The 18,277-nt window shown below is 63.8% G+C and carries 14 protein-coding genes and 1 pseudogene; 6 read left to right on the top strand and 9 right to left on the bottom strand.

Annotation, left to right across the window (positions count from 1 at the left end):
• Together IPF36_RS32990 and IPF36_RS32985 are read left to right on the top strand one after the other, a co-directional pair.
• Positions 1 to 402 (top strand): annotated as a pseudogene (locus IPF36_RS32990) (succinate dehydrogenase/fumarate reductase flavoprotein subunit); the annotation flags it as partial.
• 34 nt (positions 403 to 436) lie between these two features.
• On the top strand, positions 437 to 1,138 hold the full coding sequence (locus tag IPF36_RS32985; RefSeq protein ID WP_135705162.1) for a succinate dehydrogenase iron-sulfur subunit: 702 nt from the start codon (positions 437 to 439) through the stop codon (positions 1,136 to 1,138).
• Positions 1,139 to 1,274: 136 nt separating this feature from the next.
• Here the strand turns inward: IPF36_RS32985 and IPF36_RS32980 are convergent, their stop codons facing one another.
• Positions 1,275 to 2,015 (bottom strand): FadR/GntR family transcriptional regulator, encoded by a 741-nt coding sequence (locus tag IPF36_RS32980; protein WP_133098579.1) that lies wholly within the window; start codon positions 2,013 to 2,015, stop codon positions 1,275 to 1,277.
• A 267-nt stretch (positions 2,016 to 2,282) separates the two neighbouring features.
• Between IPF36_RS32980 and uxuA the strand changes: the two genes are divergently transcribed.
• Both uxuA and IPF36_RS32970 read left to right on the top strand, forming a co-directional pair.
• On the top strand, positions 2,283 to 3,323 hold the full coding sequence (gene uxuA / locus IPF36_RS32975; RefSeq protein ID WP_135705161.1) for a mannonate dehydratase: 1,041 nt from the start codon (positions 2,283 to 2,285) through the stop codon (positions 3,321 to 3,323).
• A gap of 47 nt (positions 3,324 to 3,370) precedes the next feature.
• A complete protein-coding gene (locus IPF36_RS32970; RefSeq protein WP_135705160.1) occupies positions 3,371 to 4,390 on the top strand; it encodes a tripartite tricarboxylate transporter substrate binding protein in 1,020 nt (339 codons plus the stop codon).
• A 196-nt stretch (positions 4,391 to 4,586) separates the two neighbouring features.
• On the opposite strand, the gene IPF36_RS32965 is transcribed toward IPF36_RS32970, so the two are convergent.
• From IPF36_RS32965 to IPF36_RS32950, 4 genes are all read right to left on the bottom strand, one after another.
• Positions 4,587 to 5,378: a transcriptional regulator gene (locus IPF36_RS32965; RefSeq protein WP_240745962.1), complete on the bottom strand. Its 792-nt coding sequence runs from the start codon at positions 5,376 to 5,378 to the stop codon at positions 4,587 to 4,589.
• Positions 5,379 to 6,159: 781 nt separating this feature from the next.
• Positions 6,160 to 7,281, bottom strand: coding sequence for a hypothetical protein (locus IPF36_RS32960; RefSeq protein ID WP_135705158.1), 1,122 nt, complete (start codon positions 7,279 to 7,281; stop codon positions 6,160 to 6,162).
• A gap of 170 nt (positions 7,282 to 7,451) precedes the next feature.
• Positions 7,452 to 9,149, bottom strand: coding sequence for a hypothetical protein (locus IPF36_RS32955; RefSeq protein WP_195432154.1), 1,698 nt, complete (start codon positions 9,147 to 9,149; stop codon positions 7,452 to 7,454).
• Positions 9,150 to 9,430: 281 nt separating this feature from the next.
• Positions 9,431 to 10,033, bottom strand: a complete 603-nt coding sequence (locus tag IPF36_RS32950; protein ID WP_255519982.1) for a transcriptional regulator — start codon at positions 10,031 to 10,033, stop codon at positions 9,431 to 9,433.
• Positions 10,034 to 10,892: 859 nt separating this feature from the next.
• On the opposite strand from IPF36_RS32950, the gene IPF36_RS32945 reads away from it, so the two are divergent.
• Entirely contained in the window at positions 10,893 to 12,272 is a 1,380-nt protein-coding gene (locus tag IPF36_RS32945) for an undecaprenyl-phosphate glucose phosphotransferase (protein ID WP_195432161.1), read from the top strand.
• A gap of 74 nt (positions 12,273 to 12,346) precedes the next feature.
• Positions 12,347 to 13,459 carry a glycosyltransferase gene (locus tag IPF36_RS32940; RefSeq protein ID WP_195432153.1) on the top strand — a complete coding sequence of 371 codons (1,113 nt, stop codon included), beginning with the start codon at positions 12,347 to 12,349 and terminating at the stop codon, positions 13,457 to 13,459.
• 21 nt (positions 13,460 to 13,480) lie between these two features.
• On the opposite strand, the gene IPF36_RS32935 is transcribed toward IPF36_RS32940, so the two are convergent.
• The 4 genes from IPF36_RS32935 to IPF36_RS32920 all read right to left on the bottom strand — a co-directional run bounded on the left by IPF36_RS32935 (position 13,481) and on the right by IPF36_RS32920 (position 18,260).
• Entirely contained in the window at positions 13,481 to 14,647 is a 1,167-nt protein-coding gene (locus IPF36_RS32935) for a hypothetical protein (RefSeq protein WP_240745961.1), read from the bottom strand.
• Positions 14,648 to 14,777: 130 nt separating this feature from the next.
• Entirely contained in the window at positions 14,778 to 15,986 is a 1,209-nt protein-coding gene (locus tag IPF36_RS32930; RefSeq protein ID WP_135705155.1) for a lipopolysaccharide biosynthesis protein, read from the bottom strand.
• Complete coding sequence (locus IPF36_RS32925; protein ID WP_195432152.1) at positions 15,986 to 17,218, bottom strand: polysaccharide pyruvyl transferase family protein; 1,233 nt, start codon at positions 17,216 to 17,218, stop codon at positions 15,986 to 15,988. Before IPF36_RS32925 ends, IPF36_RS32930 begins: the two co-directional genes overlap by 1 nt.
• Positions 17,181 to 18,260, bottom strand: a complete 1,080-nt coding sequence (locus IPF36_RS32920) for a hypothetical protein (RefSeq protein ID WP_195432150.1) — start codon at positions 18,258 to 18,260, stop codon at positions 17,181 to 17,183. Before IPF36_RS32920 ends, IPF36_RS32925 begins: the two co-directional genes overlap by 38 nt.
• Between the last annotated feature and the right edge of the window lie 17 nt (positions 18,261 to 18,277).

Genomic DNA, 18,277 nt, shown 5'->3' with positions numbered 1-18,277 from the left:
ACGCAGGACGTCGCCAACGACATCCGCAAGAACATGCAGTCGCATGCCGGCGTGTTCCGTACGCAGAAGCTGATGGACGAAGGCGTCGAGCGCATCCTGGAAGTGTCCGAGCGTGCCGACAACATCCACCTGAAGGACAAGTCCAAGGTCTTCAACACCGCGCTGGTGGAAGCCCTGGAAGTGGCCAACCTGGTGGAAGTGGCCAAGGCCACCATGATCTCGGCGGCCGCCCGCAAGGAATCGCGCGGCGCCCACGCGCACAGCGACTTCCCGAACCGCGATGACCAGAACTGGCTCAAGCACACGCTGTTCTACAGCGAAGGCAACCGCCTCGACTACAAGCCGGTGAAGATGGAACCGCTGACGGTGGAAAGCGTGCCGCCGAAGGCCCGTACCTTCTGAGCACCGCATCGTAGAGACAACAGGACCCACAGAAATGAAGCGTATTTTCGAAGTCTACCGCTACGATCCGGACAAGGACGCCGCACCGCGCATGCAGACCTACGAGGTCGAACTCGACGGTCACGAGCGCATGCTGCTGGACGCGCTGGTCAAGCTCAAGAAGCTGGACGAGACCATCTCGTTCCGCCGTTCGTGCCGCGAAGGCGTGTGCGGCTCGGACGCGATGAACATCAACGGCAAGAACGGCCTGGCGTGCCTGACCAACATGCGCGAGCTGCCGGACCGCATCGTGCTGCGTCCGCTGCCCGGCCTGCCGGTGGTGCGCGACCTGATCGTCGACATGACGCAGTTCTTCAAGCAGTACAACTCGATCAAGCCGTTCCTGATCAACGACGAGCCGCCGCCCGAGAAAGAGCGCCTGCAGTCGCCGGAAGAGCGCGACGAGCTGGATGGCCTGTACGAGTGCATCCTGTGCGCGAGCTGCTCGACCTCGTGCCCGTCGTTCTGGTGGAACCCGGACAAGTTCGTCGGCCCCGCCGGCCTGCTGCAGGCTTACCGCTTTATCGCGGACAGCCGCGACCAGGCCACCAGCGAGCGCCTGGACAACCTGAACGACCCGTACCGCCTGTTCCGCTGCCACAGCATCATGAACTGCGTCGACGTGTGCCCGAAGGGTCTGAACCCGACCAAGGCCATCGGCAAGATCAAGGAACTGATGGTTCGCCGCGCGGTTTGACGCGTCGCGACGCCGGTCAGTGCGGTTGGTTCGCCTTGCCCTGAGGTGACTTTCCGCGCGACCGGCGGCTTTTACACCCTCCGCTCCTGGAGCGGCCCGGCGTGGAAAAGCCGAACTACGCCCAACGGGCTATCTGTCAACGCCACGCCTGGGTGAACTCGCTGATCACCCTCTCCAGGTGGTTGCGCATTGCCGCCCGCGCCGCCATCGCGTCGCGGGCCATCACCGCCGCGAAGATCCGCTGATGGTCTTCCTGCGATGCCTCCCGTAGCCCGGTGGTATGGAAGTGTTCCTCGATCTTGCTCCACAGCGGATCGCTGCGCCCGCTATCCCACAGTGCGGCGACCATATGCAGCAGGACCCGGTTGCCGGTCGATTCGGCAAGGCACAGGTGGAACTGGCGGTCCGCCGCCTCGTTGGCCTGCTTGTCGTCCATGTGCTCGCGCATCAGGCTCAGGGCCGAGAACATGCGGTCAAGATCGCTGTCCTTGCGCTCGCTGGCCGCCAGGCCGGCGACTTCCGCCTCGATCAGGGCCCGGGCGCGCAGCGATTCGATAGGCCCCGGCCGCCACGGCATCTCAAACGGCTCGGGACCGGGCGCGGGCGCTCCTGCGCAGACGTAGATTCCGGAGCCGCCGCGCACTTCGACCAGCCCCTGGACCTCCAGCGCGATGATTGCCTCGCGCACCAGGGTACGGCTGACGCTGAACCGCTCGGCCAGGGTGCGTTCGGACGGCAGCCGCATGCCGGCGGAGAACTCTCCGGATGCGATCAGTGCCTGCACCTGGCCGGCCAGGCTCAGGTACGACCGGTCGCTGGCCGCTGGCGGGTTCTCGACTGACGGACGGGTTGCAGGATCGCTGGTGGAATGTCGCATTGCAGGTAAGGCGGCGGCTGCCCAATGTCATCACCGGTTGACCAATCGCCACAAAAACGCGGCATGGCCGGGCAGTGCCTGATGCATCCCATGGTAAACCATGACGGCAAAATTGGGCAACCTGTTCATAATTGGTGAACCAAATAAACCAATCCGGTACACCAATGCTGCGTGGCCTCCGGGCCATGCCGCGCGCCGGTTCGCACTACAGGTCGGGGTTTTTCCGCCCTGTTCTGCCGCAACAGAGTCGCCCCAAGGATGCCCCCCATGAAGATGTCGTTCCGCTGGTTTGGCCCGTCCGACCCGATTCCTCTCGAATACATCCGGCAGATCCCGGGCATGACCCACATCGTCTCGGCCATCTACGACGAACCCGTCGGCGAGGTATGGCCACTGGACAAGATCCTGGCGCTCAAGTCCACCATCGAGGCGGCGGGGCTGCAGTTCAAGGTCGTGGAATCGGTTCCGGTCCATGAGGACATCAAGCTTGGCAAGCCGACGCGCGAGCGGCTGATCGCGAACTACCAGCAGAACATCAGGAACCTGGCCGCCGCGGGCATCGAAGTCATCTGCTACAACTTCATGCCGGTATTCGACTGGACCCGTACGGAACTGGCGAAAAAGCTCGATGACGGCTCGACCTGCCTCGCCTTCAGCACGCGGGAGGTCGAACTGGTTGACGTCAGCCAGGGCATCGCCCTGCCCGGCTGGGATTCCAGCTACGAGCCAGGTGAGCTGCAGTCGCTGCTGGCTGAATACCGCGGCATCGACGAAGCCAGGCTCTGGGAGCATCTGGAGCATTTCCTGCACGCGATCATTCCCGTGGCGCAGGAGTGCGGGATCAAGATGGCCATTCATCCGGACGATCCGCCGCGCCCCATTTTCGGGCTGCCGCGCATCGTCAAGGACCGCGACGACCTGGCACGCATCCTCGGGATCGTCGACACGCCGGCAAACGGCCTGACGCTGTGCTCGGGCTCGCTTGGCGCCCGCCCGCAGAACAACGTCGAGGCGCTGGTGCGCGAGTTCGGCGGCATGGGCCGCATCCACTTCGCCCATATCCGCAACGTCAAGATCACGCCGGAAGGCGACTTCGAGGAAACCGCCCACCTGTCGAGCTGCGGCTCGCTGGATATCGCCGCGATCGTCAAGGCGTACCACGACGTCGGCTTCCAGGGCTATTTCCGCCCCGACCACGGCCGCATGATCTGGGGCGAGACGGGCAAGCCGGGATACGGCCTCTATGACCGGGCACTCGGCGCGGTCTATATCAACGGGATGTGGGAAGCGATGGAAAAGACGGCCTGAAGCGCCGTGGGGCTGCGGCCCTGTCAAAACATAATCGGAGACCTGTCATGACAATCACCAAGAAATCGCCCGTGAATTCGCGCCGTTCCGCGTTGATCCTGGGCGTCGCTGCGCTCGGCCTTGGCGCGCTGGCGACAACGGCCGCCTGGGCACAGACCACCTGGCCGACCAAGCCGGTGACACTGCTGGTCGGCTTCCCGCCCGGCGGCCAGACCGACTTCGCGGGACGTGCGCTGCTTAACGGCCTGCAGAGTTCGCTCGGCCAGCCGTTTGTCATCGACAACAAGGCCGGTGTGAATGGCAATATCGCCTCCATTGAGGTCATGCGCGCGGCGCCGGACGGGAATAAGCTGCTGGTAGGCAACGGCTCGATGACGATCATGCCGCACGTCTACACCAAGCTCGGCATCGTCGACCCGCAGAAGCTGACGCCGATCGGCGTGATGCTGCAGTCGCCGCTGGTCCTGGTCGTGCCCGCCAGTTCGCCCATCAGGACGTACGCGCAGTTTGTCGAGGAGGTAAAGGCGCGGGACAAGTCCGGCAAGACCATCGACTATGGCTCGGGCGGCACCGGCGCATTGCCGCATGTCACGATGGAGCTGCTGCGCGAGCGCATGGGCGGCCCCAAAATGAACCACGTGCCTTACAAGGGCAGCAGCCCGGCGATGGTCGACCTGATGGCCGGGCGCCTGGATGCGATGTTCGATGCAACCTCGGTCGTCGCGCCCTTCATCAAGTCGGGCCAGCTGCGGCCGCTGATGGTCACCGGACCCAAGCGCGTGGCCATGATCCCGGATGTACCGACGGCCACCGAGAGCGGCATCAAGGACTTCACCATCATCTCGTTCATCGGCCTGTACGGGCCGCCGGGCCTGAGCCCCGACATCGTCAAGAAGGCCAACGGCGCGTTGAATACGGCGCTGAAGGACCCTGCCGTCGTCAAGAGCATCGTCGACCGCGGCGACGAGCCCGGCGGCGGCACGCCCGAGCAGCTCGCAACGCTGACCCGCACCCACTACAAGATGTGGGGCGAGGTGGTGAAGGCCAACAACATCACGGCTGATTGAGGCCGTGCAGGCCGGCGCATGCCGGCCTGCCGCCAGCGCCGCGTCGCCCGACTGCGTTCCACCCTCCACGCAAAAAAAAAGACACCGCGCTAACGGTGCCTTCAATGGGAAATTCAATGAATGAAGATTGCGAATTGTCTCAAGTATTTTGACTCGGGAAAATTGAAAGTTTTTTACATCAGTTTTTTGGGTGGCACTAGACGAGGGATTCGCAATTTCCCGCTCGCGCGGGTTCATTAGCCGGAAACATTGGCCGGACACGTTCCACCGGACGACTACCACCCGCTTCGGCAGGCAGCCTCCTCGTCTCGCAGCGCTCCGGCAGGCGCTCCGCCCTGGCCGGCGCTCCATCGTCGACGGCATCGAGCTCGGCGCAGTGCTTGAAGTCGCTCTCCGCCAGCCGCATGCCCAGAAACTTTCCGAACGCATCGAGTTGAACCTGCGACGTCATCCCGGCGCTACCGCCGATTGCCGGGCAGATGATCCACGTCGTCCCGTCCTTGGTGAAGAGGCGCAGGCGCCTGACCTGGTCTGCCGGCTGGAGTGCATGCTCCTCGCTGGCGAGCCCGCCTAGCGAGAAGGCTTCGATGTATTCGTCGGCATGGCGATGGCTCAGGCAAATGACGACCTTCGGGCGCCAGCGGGCGCGTGTCTTTGCGAGAAACCGGAAACGTTCGCCATGCCGGCACAGATCCAGGTAGCGCGACTGCGGGATCAGTTCAGGCTGGCCCCGGAACGCCTTGGACCACGTCGTTCGTCCGTCGACATGGGCAGGCAGCGGAAACAGGCTGAGCCGGAACTCTGCACCCCTCGGCGAGTAGAGATGGCGCCGGTAGTATTGCTCCCAGTCGTTGTCCCCGAGCCGGACGCGCAGCGCCTCGGCCCGCGCGGCCGCCATGATGCGCGCCATGCACTGATGGCCGAACCACTTGCCCATGTCTTCCCGGTACTGGTGGCGGAACACGGCGTCCCAGGCCGGCGGTGCCATACGCGGCTGTAGCGGTGCGACGAGTGGCTCGGAGCAGGCTGGGCTTCTGTCGCATATCCAGACCGGAGCCTTCGGATTTCCGCCTTCCATCCCAACGTAGGAGGCAAAATAACGATCCAGGTCCGGACGCGCGAACACCTTTGAATGCTGCATACTATCCCTTGCTGCTTGGTGGGACCCCCGACAGACAATGCCGCGGCATGCCGCGGCCTCTGTGGCGCGCGTGCTGCCGTGGTCTTTCGCAAATCGTTATTGGCAGGTACGGTGCGAGGAATTCAGTGTGCCGCCGCATGCGACATCCTCGCGCCGACCGGGTCTTTTCAAATGCCCGGATCTGCTTGTTTTAATGATGGTTCGGGCTGGAACCCGCCTCCGATGCCCACCTGACACAAAATCCGGTCAGGCGGGGCGCCGAACGCAGTCGCGGGTTCGAGGAAATACGGTGAGCCCACGTCATCCTGTAACACAGGATTATTCCCATCCTTGTTTGAACTTCTGCCATGGAGGAAAAACGCCTTCCCTGGCATCGCACGCTTGGCGATGATTTACGCCGAAGATAAAAATGATATTTATCTGAACGCGCGCCCGGCGACTTTAGCAAAACTGAATAGAGCTATATAGATTTTTTCGATTGAATTAATTCTAACCCAGCCTCACCCATTTAGGAATTTCAATCTTCTAAGGTCTGACATAAGTGATTTGCTGCGATGCAATATCCCTGGGATTGCGTTTTCTATCCCCTCACCCGAGGGGATAGAAAACCGCGACCTGCTTCACAAACTCAGAACCCGGAGAAACGAATGCCGATCGAGCCGTAGCCGTAGTAGCGATCCAGCTTGCCCGCGGTCGTCGCGTTATAGAGGAACGGGATGGTGCCGACGAAGTTGTACAGCGACGCCTGGCCGCGCAGGAACACTTCCACGTTCTTCACCACCGCATACGAGAGCTCCAGGCCCAGCGTGTGGTTGGAGCGGATTGGCGAATTACCGTAGCTTTGCGTGCGGCTGTCGACATTGCTGCGCAGCAGGTATTGGAACTGGTATCCGAGCCGCGCCGCGAAGCGCTCGTATTTCCAGCGCCATGACCCGCCCAGGTTCAGATAGCCGGCTGTGTAGTTGAAATCATCGTTGAAGTTCAGCCCGAACTGGCTGGCGTCGACCGAGAACGACGCCGACTGCAGGGTAACGTTGCCCACGTTGCATGGCGCGGCCAGTTGGCCATTGGCGAGATTGTCGGAGCCGATAGCGACATTGAAGTTGCAGTTGCCTCGCTGCAGGCGGGTATTGATGCTGCCGATCGACACGCGGCTGATGCCGAGGCCGATGAAGCCGGTGAGCTGGTTGCGCTCGGTCAGCTCGCCGGAGAAGATGACGTCGGCCTGCGCCTGGACGTCATTGGCGTTATTCACGGTGAGGCTGTTGAACGTCGTATTGCGGACCATCACCGGCGAGGAGCGGTTCAGGCTGCCGGAGTGGTCTCCCCATAGCGAGAAACGCAGCATGATGCGATCGCGAGCACCGGCCTCGGCGAGCGGGTCGTAGTGCATCGCCAGCATCCAGGTATCGATCTGGTTGTGGTCTTGCCCATAATCGATGCCACGGCGCCAGTAGGTGGCCGACCCCGACCAGTGCGGCGAGAACTTGTAGCCCAGCATCAGCTTGCCGCCGCGATAATCGCCGGCGTTGTCCGACACCGGTCCCTGCCGCCCGCGCAGGTTGAAGACATCGACAGTGCGATCGACCATGTCGTAGCTGGCCTCCACCCGCACCGAGGTGAACTCCCCGGTGGCGGGCTCGGCCTGCATGAACACATCGTCGGGCGCGGCACTGGCCGTGCCCACGCACGACAGGCCCAGCATCAGGGCGCAGGCGTGGTCCAGCCGGCGCTTGCGAATCAGCTGCATAGAAGACTCCGAGGCCACTGGGCGAGCCTCATGCGTCGCGCGCTCCTGCGAGATGCCCGACACAGACACAAAAAAGCCCGGTCACCCGCGGCGCGGCCTTGAGACACGCGTTCGGATGACCGGGCGGCCTGGCCTTCCCCATCCGGGCGGAAGGCACCGCTACGCGCCGGTCACGGGTTCAGCGTCACCGTGGTCTTGAGGCCGTCACCGACCACCATCTCGGCGTCGGTCTTCACCAATGCCGTCTTGGCGAATTCCACGTCGCCGTTGACCAGCATGCCCACCTTCACATCCCTGCCCTGGGCACCGGTGGTTGTGGCAAACGTCACGGGGAACGTGCTGGTGGCAGTTGGCGTGAGAGCGTCAACCTGCGCCTGGCTCAGCGCGCCGGCAGACCTGAGCTTGCCGAGGAACACCGTGAACGGCAGGTTCAGCGAGCCGCCGTTTGCGGTGGAGAACAGGCTGTCGGCGGCGCTGTTGGTCAGGCTTGCCGCGGCAGACACGTTGCCACTGATCCGGAACGAATAAGCAGTATTGGCAGGCACCACCGCATCCACCAGTTGCGACCCGTTGAACGTCAGCGTCACGTTCTCGATGATGACATCGACCTGGTTGCCGCCGTAGGTATAGCTCAGGCCAGCGCGCAGTTGCGACGGGCCGCCGTTGAAGGCGTTGCCATTCTGCGTCACCGCAACCTGGATCGCGCCCAGCGTGCCGCCCGTGGCCGAGATCGTGTCGGTGATCGGGTAATTGACGCCGTTGATCGTCAGGTTTGACAGCAGCAGGTAGTTCTTCAGCCCGACCGCGTTTGCCACGTTGTTGATCGCGCCGGCATCCACCGTGCTGCCGAGTTCAGCAGTGACCTGCTGGATCTCGGCGGTGTTGCCGGTCGACACCGCTTCGCCGAGTTCAGCCAGCCTGGTCGTGATCGATGCATCGCTCAGCCCGTCGGTCGTCACCGCCTGGACCAGCGCCGTGGTCGTCGTCGACTGCGCGCTTTCGGTCACGATGTTGAGCGATCCGCTTTCCGTCAGCGCCGACAACGTCGCGGTCGGGCTGCTACCCAGATCGACGGCCTCCAGCGCCGTGCTCACGCTTGCCACCTGGGTTGTGATTACCGGCGCGGCCAGTGCGGCCACATTGGCGGCCACGACACCGATGTCCGAGCGCAGTTCGGCAGGCAGGCCGGCCTGGGCGTTCTGTACAGCGCTGGACACCACATTCGTGACCAGCGCAACGCTGGTCAGGTCTGCCGTGCCCGGAGTGCTCGCCACGGCGTTGGCGACTGCCTTGGAGGCGGCCGCGGCCGTATCCGCGGAAGTCAGCGTGCCACCCGTGCCCAGGCCGGTCAGCGTCTTGGCGACATGGTCGACAAGTTGCTGCACAACGACCGCCGCCCGCAGCGCCGCCGCGTCCTGCATCGGGTCGAGCGTGTTCAGATCCTTGCCTGCCAGGCCTAGGCCGGCCGCCAGGGGGGCCGCCTGACCCGAGCCGACCTGGACCGCCAACGTGGTCAGCGGCGAGACCACCTGGATTACGCCCTCCTTGCTATCCAGCGCCGGTGCCTGCAGTACACCGGCGAACGGCTGGTTGGTACCGATATCGGTGCCGCCGGTCACTCTCAGCGCACTCTTCGCGCAACCCGCCGGGAAGGTAAAGTCCCCGCTTCCATTCGTGACCGCGGTCTTGTTGTCGCAGTCAAGGAAGGTGACAGTCGAGCCGGACAGGTAGAAGTCCACCGCCTTGCCGCTCACGGTGGCGGGCTGCGAAGGCGGCGGCGAATCGTCGCCGCCGCCGCAAGCCACGAGCGTTGCCGCGGCGCTGGCCATGATGCCAAGGATGAAGATGTTCCGGGTTTTGGTTTGCACGCTGCTCTCCTGAGATCGATACTTCGCTACAACGAAACATGGTGGGGACTACTGCGACGGAGTACTGCCGCGCACGGTCTCCGGCGCCCTACGCTGCCGCTGATGCCACGCACGAGACTGGCGAGCGGGTGCAGTGGCAGCGATCTTGCAGATCGCGGCAGCCCGCAGATAAACGCATCCACCAATCCGTGTCACCCCTACATGGCGGGGGAAAGCCAATCATTTGCTGCACAGACCGCGCCACCAGGCGAACGGTATCGGCGACCCGCGCGCGCCATGACTCATGACGCCCTCGCGATCGGCTTCTCTGTACCGGTCGAGAACCCGAGGAAATCGTCCGGCCGCAGCCAGCGCGTGATGTACTGCCCCATCGCGTCGAGCAGGACATCGGACATCATTCCCGCTGCGCCAGCCAGTGGCGGACAGATGATCCATGTGGTGCCGTCGCGCTCGAGCACACGCAAGGTCTTGGGCTGGTCGGCAGGCTGCAGGACGTGGTCGGTGGCGCGCGCCTGCGCGAGCACGAACGCCTGCACGAAGTCGTCGGCGTGCCGTTCGCCCAGGCATATCACCACCTTCGGCTTCCAGCGCCGGCGGATCCCGTCGATGAAGGCAAAGCGCCGGCCTTCGCGGCACAGGTCGAGGTAACGCTGCCTCGGCAAAAGCTCCGGCTGGCCGCGAAACGCCTTCGACCACGGGGTCTGATTGATCAAGCGCGCCGGCAGCGGGAACAGGCTGAGCTTGAACTCGGCGCCGTGCGGCGCGTACAGATGATGATCGAAGTAGTGCTTCCAGTCCTGCTCGCCCATGGCCGTGTTGAAGACCTGTGCTCGCGCCGCCGACATGATGCGGGCAATCCTCTGGTGCGACTGCCAGCGCTCCATGTGATGACGATACTTGCAACGGTAGGCGGCATCCCATGCGCCGGGTTGGCGGCGAGGAACCAACGGGGCCAACAGCGACGCCCCGCTCGGATGCGGAGAGCTATCGCAGAACCATACCGCAGCGCCTGGGTTTCCACCTTCCATCCCTACGTACGAAGCGAAATACGCATCCAGCTGTTCCCGCGTGAATACCGTATGTGGCTCTGTTTTCTTTCTCATTTCCTTGCCGCGGTTGAGTGAAGGATGCCCGGCTGCCGAGCCGCATCGGCCTTTCACGGGCATCACACAAACTCGGCGGTCCCGAACCTGCTCGCCAATGCTTTTTATTCTCACCCCCGGTGCGGGGGGTGTGCTGGCCTCTCGCTTCCCTCCTTGAGCGGGGTAACGCTGGAGTCAGCGTCACGGCATTTTCGCGCGCGGAAAATCGACGAAGCCCATCGCGAATAGCGGCCGAACGCTTCATCGGCCAAGGCCAGGCTTTCCCTTCTGATGAAGGGTACCGAGGCATTTCGCTGCATCGCACTATTCGCACCTGAAAACACGAAGCACGCCGGTGCCATCAGCGCGCCGGCAGCAAAAAGAGCGTTGCGGTTCCGTGGACGGCCCTCAAGGATGCGGCCGTGGCCGGTCGTCAGCTGACCGCCGCCACACCATGGAACCGGCTGCCGCAATGCAGCCCCGCACGACTCTGCTTTGTCCACACCTTGAGCATGCACAGCAACGATGCATGCCATGCAACGAGCCTGGACGCCACTGCGCGCGGACCGGAGGTTCGGAGGAGACAACAACGGCATGGGCACTCGATTGAACGCCCATTACTCAACGCTTCTGGGGGAAGCAATTGGGTATCTATCGCGATATGTTTGCCAGGCACCATGATCAGCTCGCGCTGATGGCCCGCCTGCTCGACGCCGGGGCCATCTGGCTTGCGGCAATCCTGGCCAGTGAAGTGCGGTTCTCGACCGCGCACGCGCCAATCCACCAGTTCATCCAGTACTTTGGTTGTGCGATCGCCTTTATCGTGCTGCCCGGGTTCGACGTCTACACATCCTGGCGCGGCCGCAGCCTGATCTCGCTCGCCGCGCGGCTGCTGTCTGCGTGGAGCCTGGTCTGGCTGGTCAGCTTGCTGCTGACCTACCTGCTCCATCAGGCCGACTCCCTGTCCCGCCTGTGGATGGTGTACTGGTACGCCTTCTCGCTGGGCGCCCTGGTGGGCCTGCGCGTAGTCACCCGCGCCGTGCTAAACCTGCTGCGCGTTGCCGGAGCCAACAACAAGCGCGTAATCATCGTCGGCTTCGGCCGGACCGGCCAGGAGATGTACCGCCGCGCGACCGCCCACCACACCACCGGATTCAAGGTCAGCGGCATTTATGCCGCAGAAGGCGAATCCACGCCGGAGGGACGCCGGCGCATCGCCGACAGCGCTCACATCGCCGATTTCGCCCGCGAGCACGGGATCCATGAGATCTGGATCACCCTGCCGATGAGCGAGCACCGCCTGATGCAGGAGATCGCCTTTTCGCTGCGCAACGACTTCATCGACATCAAGTGGATGCCGAGCGTGCTCGACTTCGACCTGCTCAACCACAACGTCGGCAACTTCCTGGGCATGCCCGCGGTGGAGATGAACAAACCGCCCTCGCTCGGCGTGCGCGGCACCATCAAGGCCGTCTTCGATCGCACCTTTTCCGCGCTCGTGCTGGTCGCCCTGTCGCCGCTGTTCCTGCTGATCGCCATCCTGATCAAGCGCGATTCGCCGGGGCCGGTCTTCTTCAAGCAGGAACGCCTCGGCATGGATGGGCGCGTCATCCACGTCTACAAGTTCCGCAGCATGAAGGTGCATAGCGAGCATGGCGTCGTCACACAGGCCACCCGGGGCGACAGCCGCGTGACGCCGATCGGCGCCTTCCTGCGCCGTACCAGCCTGGACGAACTGCCGCAGTTCATCAATGTGCTGAAGGGCGAAATGAGCGTGGTCGGCCCGCGGCCGCACGCCATGGCACACAACAACATGTACAAGGAGCAGCTGGACTTTTACATGCTGCGCCACCGCGTCAAGCCCGGCATCACGGGCTGGGCGCAGATCAATGGCCATCGCGGCGAGACCGACACGCTTGACAAGATGGCCAAGCGGGTGGAGCACGACATCTTCTATATCCGGAACTGGTCGTTCTGGCTCGACCTGCGCATCATCTTCTGGACCGCGTTCCGGGGGTGGGTGGGAAGCAATGCTTACTGAGGCCGCCCCCTTCCATTACGCAGCAACACGCATCCCAAATACGCATCCCAATACGCACCAATTTGCGCAACCCAATGATTAAAGTCCTGCATGTGACCGAGTGCCTGGGCGGTGTCGAGACTTACCTCCACCTGCTGGCATCCCATATCAACGACGAGAACATCAGCTTCCACTTTGCGCTGCCGAAGCAATGCTCGATCTCGGCCGTTGCGGATGCGCGAAACTTTGGCGTCAGCTACCTGCCGATTCCCCGCAAGCTCGACCCGGTGAACGACCTGAAGGCTGCGCTCAGGTTGCGGGCGCTGGTAAAGAGCGTCGCGCCGCAGATCGTGCACCTGCACAGTTCGAAGGCGGGACTGGTGGGCCGGCTGGCATGCATCGGACTGGACGTGCGCGTTGTCTATACTCCGCATGCCTACTACTACCTCGGCCTCAGCGGGATAAAGCGCCGCGTGTTCCTGATGGCGGAGCGGTTTCTGCATCGCCTTACGGACGCGGTGCTGGCCACCTCGCCGTCCGAGCGGCATCGTGCCATCCACGAAGTCGGGCTGCCGCAGGACCGCGCGCACGCGATACTGAACGCCGTGGAACCCCGCTTTCCGCCGGCGGAAAGGCGGCTTGGCGACGGCGTCAAGCGCGTGATCATGGTGGCGCGGATCAGCCGGCAGAAGAATATCCCCATGTTCCTGGACGTGGCCAGGCTGTTCCAGGGCCGCCGGGATATCGAGTTCATGCTGGTTGGCTACGGCCACTACGAGGATGACCGGGCGACGCTCGATGCACTGCTGCAGGAACGCGGCCTGGTCGAGGGCAAGGATGTGACGGCCATCGCGTGGATGAGCCGGTCCGAACTGCTGGAGTTGCTGGGGTCGGCCGCGGTGGTGGTGCTCACCTCGCACTATGAGAGCTTCGGCTACGTGCTGGCGGAGGCCAATGCCCTGGCGATACCGGTGGTCGGCACCGACGTCGACGGGATCAAGGACATCATCGTCGATGGCAGCAACGGCTTCATCGTGCCGGTTGACGATGCGCCCTCCATGGCGGACTGCATTGAGGCCATCGTCGGCGACGCCGCGCTCTGGCAGGCCATGTCGGAGCACGCGGTGACACGCGCAAAGTCGGAGTTCAATATCGTGACCCAGGCCAGGAAGTTCGAGTCCTTCTATTCAAGCGAAGTGCTTGCCTAGCACAGGCACCGTGCGTGCTGGTCAGGGCTGCGCAGTGCCTGCTGCCAGGCTAACCAGCACAATGTCCCCGTTGGAATATTCCGTGTCGGCCTGCAGCATCGCCGCGCAAGGCCGCGCCCCGGCGGAAGTGCCCAGGGCCCTGACCTTGCAGCCGTCCGCCCTTTCCTTGCCCAGCTCCTCGCGCATCATCGCCCTGCTCTGCGGTCCCCAATAGATGCGATGGACAGCGCCATCCTTGCGCAGCGACAGCACAAAGCTGCCGTGATGCTCGCGCCAGGACGCATCGGTCGCACCGGCAAGGACGCCCAGCAGATCGCGCAGCATGGCGACGACCGGCTTTTCCGACCCATCAACCCTTAGCAGGCCGAAATTCGCCTCCCGGTCCCAGCGCGCCTCGCCCCGGTCGCGCCAGGAATAGATGCCCAGCATGGGCACCTGGGAGATGACACCGGACAGCACCTGCCTGGCGATCAACGCGGCCTGCGTCGCTTCGCTGCGAACCGGAAGATAGGAGGCATAGCCCCATTCGCTGACAATCAGCTCGGCGGACGGACGTGCTGAATTGCGGATCCGGCCGCTCAGTTGCCGGTAGTCCTGCAGCAGCGTCTCCGGCGTTGGCCGGTACGGATGAATGCTCAATCCCCGGAAGCAGCCCAGCCGCGGATCCGCCAGCAGCCGGGTCAGCGACAGCTCCGCGGCCGGGTTCCCCGGCTTCGGCAGCCGCGCAAGGCCGAACAGGTACAGGGGCGGCGGCGGCGCGACGCCCTGCTGCGCCAGTTCGTCGCAAAGCCTGCCGGCGGTCGAGATCAGTCGCGAGATCGGTACCGAGGGATGCAGGAAGGTTTGGTTGTCCGGCTCGTTCCAGATCTCATACGACAGGTCCGGCCCCTTGTTGCGCAGCATGAAGCGGGCAGCGAACCCGGCGAACTTCGCCTCGTTCGCATCGCTCGAACCGTCCTGGCCGGTATCGCCCCAGATATACCGTCCGCCGTAAAGCGTGATTAGCATGCGCAGGCCAGCCTGGCGCGCCATGCTGATGACCTGCAGGTAGCGTTCCGCCGGCAGATGCCCCCGCACCACGTCGGGCCGCACGCCGAACCGCACCAGCGAGAATCCCAGGCCCTTGATCGTGGCCAGGTCGTGATAGGACACCGTGGCGGGATCGATCTGCACGGCAAAGGCAGGCATCGATGCGATCCGGCCCGGAGCCGGGCGCGGTTCGGCGTGCGCGTGCTGGCAGGGCAAGAACCCAGACAGGGCCATGTGCGCCGCCGTGGCGAGCGCGCCCGCCAGCGCCCGGCCGTGCCCGGAGGCAGCCCTATGCCGTCCCATGCCTGCGAAGGACGCCCATTGCGAGCGCACCAGTCTGAATCAGCGCGATGACGAGGAACGACAACAGCATGACCTGCGCTGCCACGAGGTAGTCGAGCCGGGGATAGCGCCATGCCCCAAGCCCGATCCCGGCCACCAGGCCGATGCCCGCGGCAAGGAAGATGGCACGGGCCATGCCGAATGATTTCAGCAAGGTCCTCAGGCACATCACGACTGCGAACACGACAGGGAACAGGGCAAAGAAGCGCACATCGAGGTCGCCGTACGCCGCGCCGAACAGTATGACGACGATCCGGTCGCCAACCAGCAGCAGCAGCACGCTCAGCGCGCCGGCCAGCGCGACGCCGCCCAGCACGAACAGTAGGGACGTCCTGGCCAGCGTCAGCGTGTCATCCTGCCGGAACGAGGTCGCGAACCTTGGCATCAGGTGATAGCCGAGCGCCATCAGGATGTATTGGGCCGGCAGCAGCACCGTCAGCAGGATCCGGAATTTCGCCGAGTCGGCAAAGTGTCCCAGCGATCCCAGCAGCACGACCAGCCCCGGCCCGACCAGCCAGCTCATCAGCTGCGCGCTGGCCGAGCTTGCACCGAATCCCAGCCATTGCCGCGGGGACGCCGGCCTTCCCGGGATGATTTCAATACGGCCATTGCGCATATCGCGCCGGATGGCACCGGCCCCCAGCAGCGTCGGGAGCAGGATCGCGGCGGCGAGCATCAGCATTACCGCGGACTCTTTCTGTGTGCCGGAAGCCAGGCCGATCACGGCAACGCCGCCACCGATCAGCGTGTGGCAGGCGAGCAGCCCGGTATAGCCCCTCGCCTTCGCGCCTACGGTCCTGAGCACCCAGTATGCGGTGTAGCTGGCGAACAGCACGGCGGCCGCGGCACATGCCGACGTGCTCAGGCCATGCCCGTACAGGTAGAGGATCGACCCCGCGGCAACCGGCAGCACGGTCAGCAATGCAACTTCTATCGAAAAGCCCACGCGCAGCTTCAGCCCCTCGATCAGCGCCGGCTCATGCAGGAAGGAGACATAGAAGATATTGATGAACACCACCAGCGACAGCACCACCGCAACCACGCCATAGCCGGCCACATCCATTGACCGGGCCAGGGCCACGTTGATGCCGAACTGCACTGCCGTATAGGCGGCCTGCTCGAACACCGCGCCAAGCGCCGACAGCATGCGGCGCATTACTGCATCCCCCCGAGCGAAGGCGCGGCCTTGATCTCTGTCCGGCATGCCGGGGATGGGCCCGGCATCGCCGGGCTCCGGGCAAAAAGCATGGACAGGCCCTGCCTGATTTCCTGACCGAGCCGCGCCGAACGCTTGAACTGCGCGGCCCCCAGGGACCGGGCGTATGCCAGCCGTTCGATCAGGTCGTCAGCGCTGGCCGTCTGCCGCATCGCGAAATCCCCGCGCCCGCTCAGCTTGAAGAACGAGGCGACCTTGGTGTCCCAGACAATGCCGACGGAAGGCACGCCGAAGCTGAAGGCGATGATATTCGCGTGCATCCGGTGGCCCACCATGCTCCGGCATCCCGCGATGACCGAGACCAGTTCCGCCGGGGACCTTGGCAAAATGAAGTCCACATCATCAACGCCGAGCCGGCTCCTGACCGCAGCCGCCGCGATATTGTCTTCCGCCGCGCCGTTAGTGAACAGAACGACGCGTTGCCCGCTCTGCCGCAGCTTGGTCACCAGCTCTGCGAACATGCCGATGCCCCGGCCCTGCTCCGATACGCTGACAAGGTCCGCGTTGTAGTGCAGCGCTTCGACGTCCGACACGCAGATGCCCACATCCCAGCGTTTTTCCAGTCCCTTGTCGGCATAGAGCGCCGAACTCAGGATGGCCGGGTCCGGAATGATGGTCACGTCGGAACAAGTGTCCCCGGCGACGCGGACGATATTGCGGCGGGAATTTTCATCACGAACGGAAATGAACCGTGGCGCCGCCTGCTTGAAGAATCTGGACAGCAGATACTTCCCCGCGCCGGACCAGTTGCCCGCCACGCCTACCGATACCAGCGCGACCTCGGCCTTCTTGCCAAGGCACTGGGCCAGCAGGTAGAGCTTCAGGGGGAAATTGAGGTCCACATCGCACAGCAGCTGGCCGCCGCCGATCACCACCACATCGGCATCGGCGAGCTGCTGCTTCCACCTGGCGCGCCATTGCCGGCGGTATTTCATCCCGATGGCAAGGGTCAGCGCGGGCACCCGTGCCCAGCCAGGCAGGCTGGAGAAGATCCGCATCAGCCGCCCCTTCTTCAGCGAGCTTTCGCCGAGCTGGGTGCGCCCCGCGATATCGAGGTAGCTGATCCGGCAGTCCGGCAAGGCCTGGCGGATCAGGAAGCCCAGTGTTTCGGCTATCACGGCATCGCCGAGGTTGTCACTGTACGGCACCGCGCATATGACGACGTGCTTCATCTTGATTGGCCGAGGGCAAAGTTAGCAAGGGAATGAGAAACAAGCTGACCGAGGTGAGATGGCGGACATAGCTGCCCAGGTCTGGCTCGAATATGAACTGCACCAGGATATGCGCGACAATCAGCGTGGCAAACCAGCGGCGCTTGCGGTAGTCGTCACCAGCCGGCAACGTCCCGGACAAGCCGCGCAGCGCAACCCGGATGATCGCGAAGTGCATCAGCATCATGGCAAGATCGACCGGCGCGCGGAAGCTGATCACCGGCAACACGAAGATGGCGGATGCATACAGGTAGTTGACGATGAAATTGATACCCGAGGTGGGCGGGTACAGGTTCCAGATCATCGTCCGGTTTTCGCTGCCGATGCTCAGCGCGTAATTGTTTGAGATATCCCTGGGCGACTGAAGGATGTACAGGATCTCCGAGGGCGCCACCAGGATCGCGCCCAGCACGCAGGCCAGCACCGCGGCTTTCCATCCCGGCTTGAGCCCTGCCGACGCGCGGATGCCAAGCGCAAGCACCAGGATCATCGCATAGTAGTTCCGGATGAAGAAGGCGTAGCACCCGTAGATCACGATGACAATGACGACAAGTCCACGGGATGACACGGCCCTGGACATGCCGCATGCGACCAGGATGATCGACATGGCGATCACGACGGTCTCCTTGCCGGGTGCGAGCAGGTTCAGCAGCATGCACGGGAGCACGAACAGCCAGCGCACGGCCAGCTCGCGCAGGCTCGCGATGCGGCTCGACGCCACCACAAGGTAGGCAACGCCGACGCTGGCGGTGACGACGTTCACATACTCGGGGCCGAAGAAGGAGAACACGCGTGCTGTAGCGGCGAACGAATCGTCGAAGTTGGACGAGCCGGTCACCAGGAATTCCAGCATCTTGTTCGAATCGGTCACCCACTTCTCGGGAAGCGATTCGCGGCCGAAGAAATAGATCGCCAGATAGAGGATGCTCAGCAGCATGCTGGCGACTGCGGCCAGCCCACGCTCGGCAAGCACCCAGTCCGGATTCAGTCTCGTGGCATGCATTTCGATCCCCCGCTAGC

Origin of the sequence: Cupriavidus sp. IK-TO18, from assembly GCF_015549295.1 — a bacterium.
Taxonomy (GTDB): domain Bacteria; phylum Pseudomonadota; class Gammaproteobacteria; order Burkholderiales; family Burkholderiaceae; genus Cupriavidus; species Cupriavidus oxalaticus_A.
The sequence above is the reverse complement of the archived record's forward strand: the minus strand, read 5'-3'. Positions and strand labels throughout refer to the sequence as shown.

What these genes read in the sequence shown, in the direction of transcription:
- IPF36_RS32985 (WP_135705162.1), top strand. Translation starts at nt 437, where the DNA reads ATGAAGCGTATTTTCGAAGTCTACCGCTACGATCCGGACAAGGACGCC.
- IPF36_RS32980 (WP_133098579.1), bottom strand. Translation starts at nt 2,015, where the DNA reads ATGCGACATTCCACCAGCGATCCTGCAACCCGTCCGTCAGTCGAGAAC.
- uxuA (WP_135705161.1), top strand. Translation starts at nt 2,283, where the DNA reads ATGAAGATGTCGTTCCGCTGGTTTGGCCCGTCCGACCCGATTCCTCTC.
- IPF36_RS32970 (WP_135705160.1), top strand. Translation starts at nt 3,371, where the DNA reads ATGACAATCACCAAGAAATCGCCCGTGAATTCGCGCCGTTCCGCGTTG.
- IPF36_RS32965 (WP_240745962.1), bottom strand. Translation starts at nt 5,378, where the DNA reads ATGGCACCGCCGGCCTGGGACGCCGTGTTCCGCCACCAGTACCGGGAA.
- IPF36_RS32960 (WP_135705158.1), bottom strand. Translation starts at nt 7,281, where the DNA reads ATGCAGCTGATTCGCAAGCGCCGGCTGGACCACGCCTGCGCCCTGATG.
- IPF36_RS32950 (WP_255519982.1), bottom strand. Translation starts at nt 10,033, where the DNA reads ATGGAGCGCTGGCAGTCGCACCAGAGGATTGCCCGCATCATGTCGGCG.
- IPF36_RS32945 (WP_195432161.1), top strand. Translation starts at nt 10,893, where the DNA reads ATGTTTGCCAGGCACCATGATCAGCTCGCGCTGATGGCCCGCCTGCTC.
- IPF36_RS32940 (WP_195432153.1), top strand. Translation starts at nt 12,347, where the DNA reads ATGATTAAAGTCCTGCATGTGACCGAGTGCCTGGGCGGTGTCGAGACT.
- IPF36_RS32935 (WP_240745961.1), bottom strand. Translation starts at nt 14,647, where the DNA reads ATGCCTGCCTTTGCCGTGCAGATCGATCCCGCCACGGTGTCCTATCAC.
- IPF36_RS32930 (WP_135705155.1), bottom strand. Translation starts at nt 15,986, where the DNA reads ATGCGCCGCATGCTGTCGGCGCTTGGCGCGGTGTTCGAGCAGGCCGCC.
- IPF36_RS32925 (WP_195432152.1), bottom strand. Translation starts at nt 17,218, where the DNA reads ATGAAGCACGTCGTCATATGCGCGGTGCCGTACAGTGACAACCTCGGC.
- IPF36_RS32920 (WP_195432150.1), bottom strand. Translation starts at nt 18,260, where the DNA reads ATGCATGCCACGAGACTGAATCCGGACTGGGTGCTTGCCGAGCGTGGG.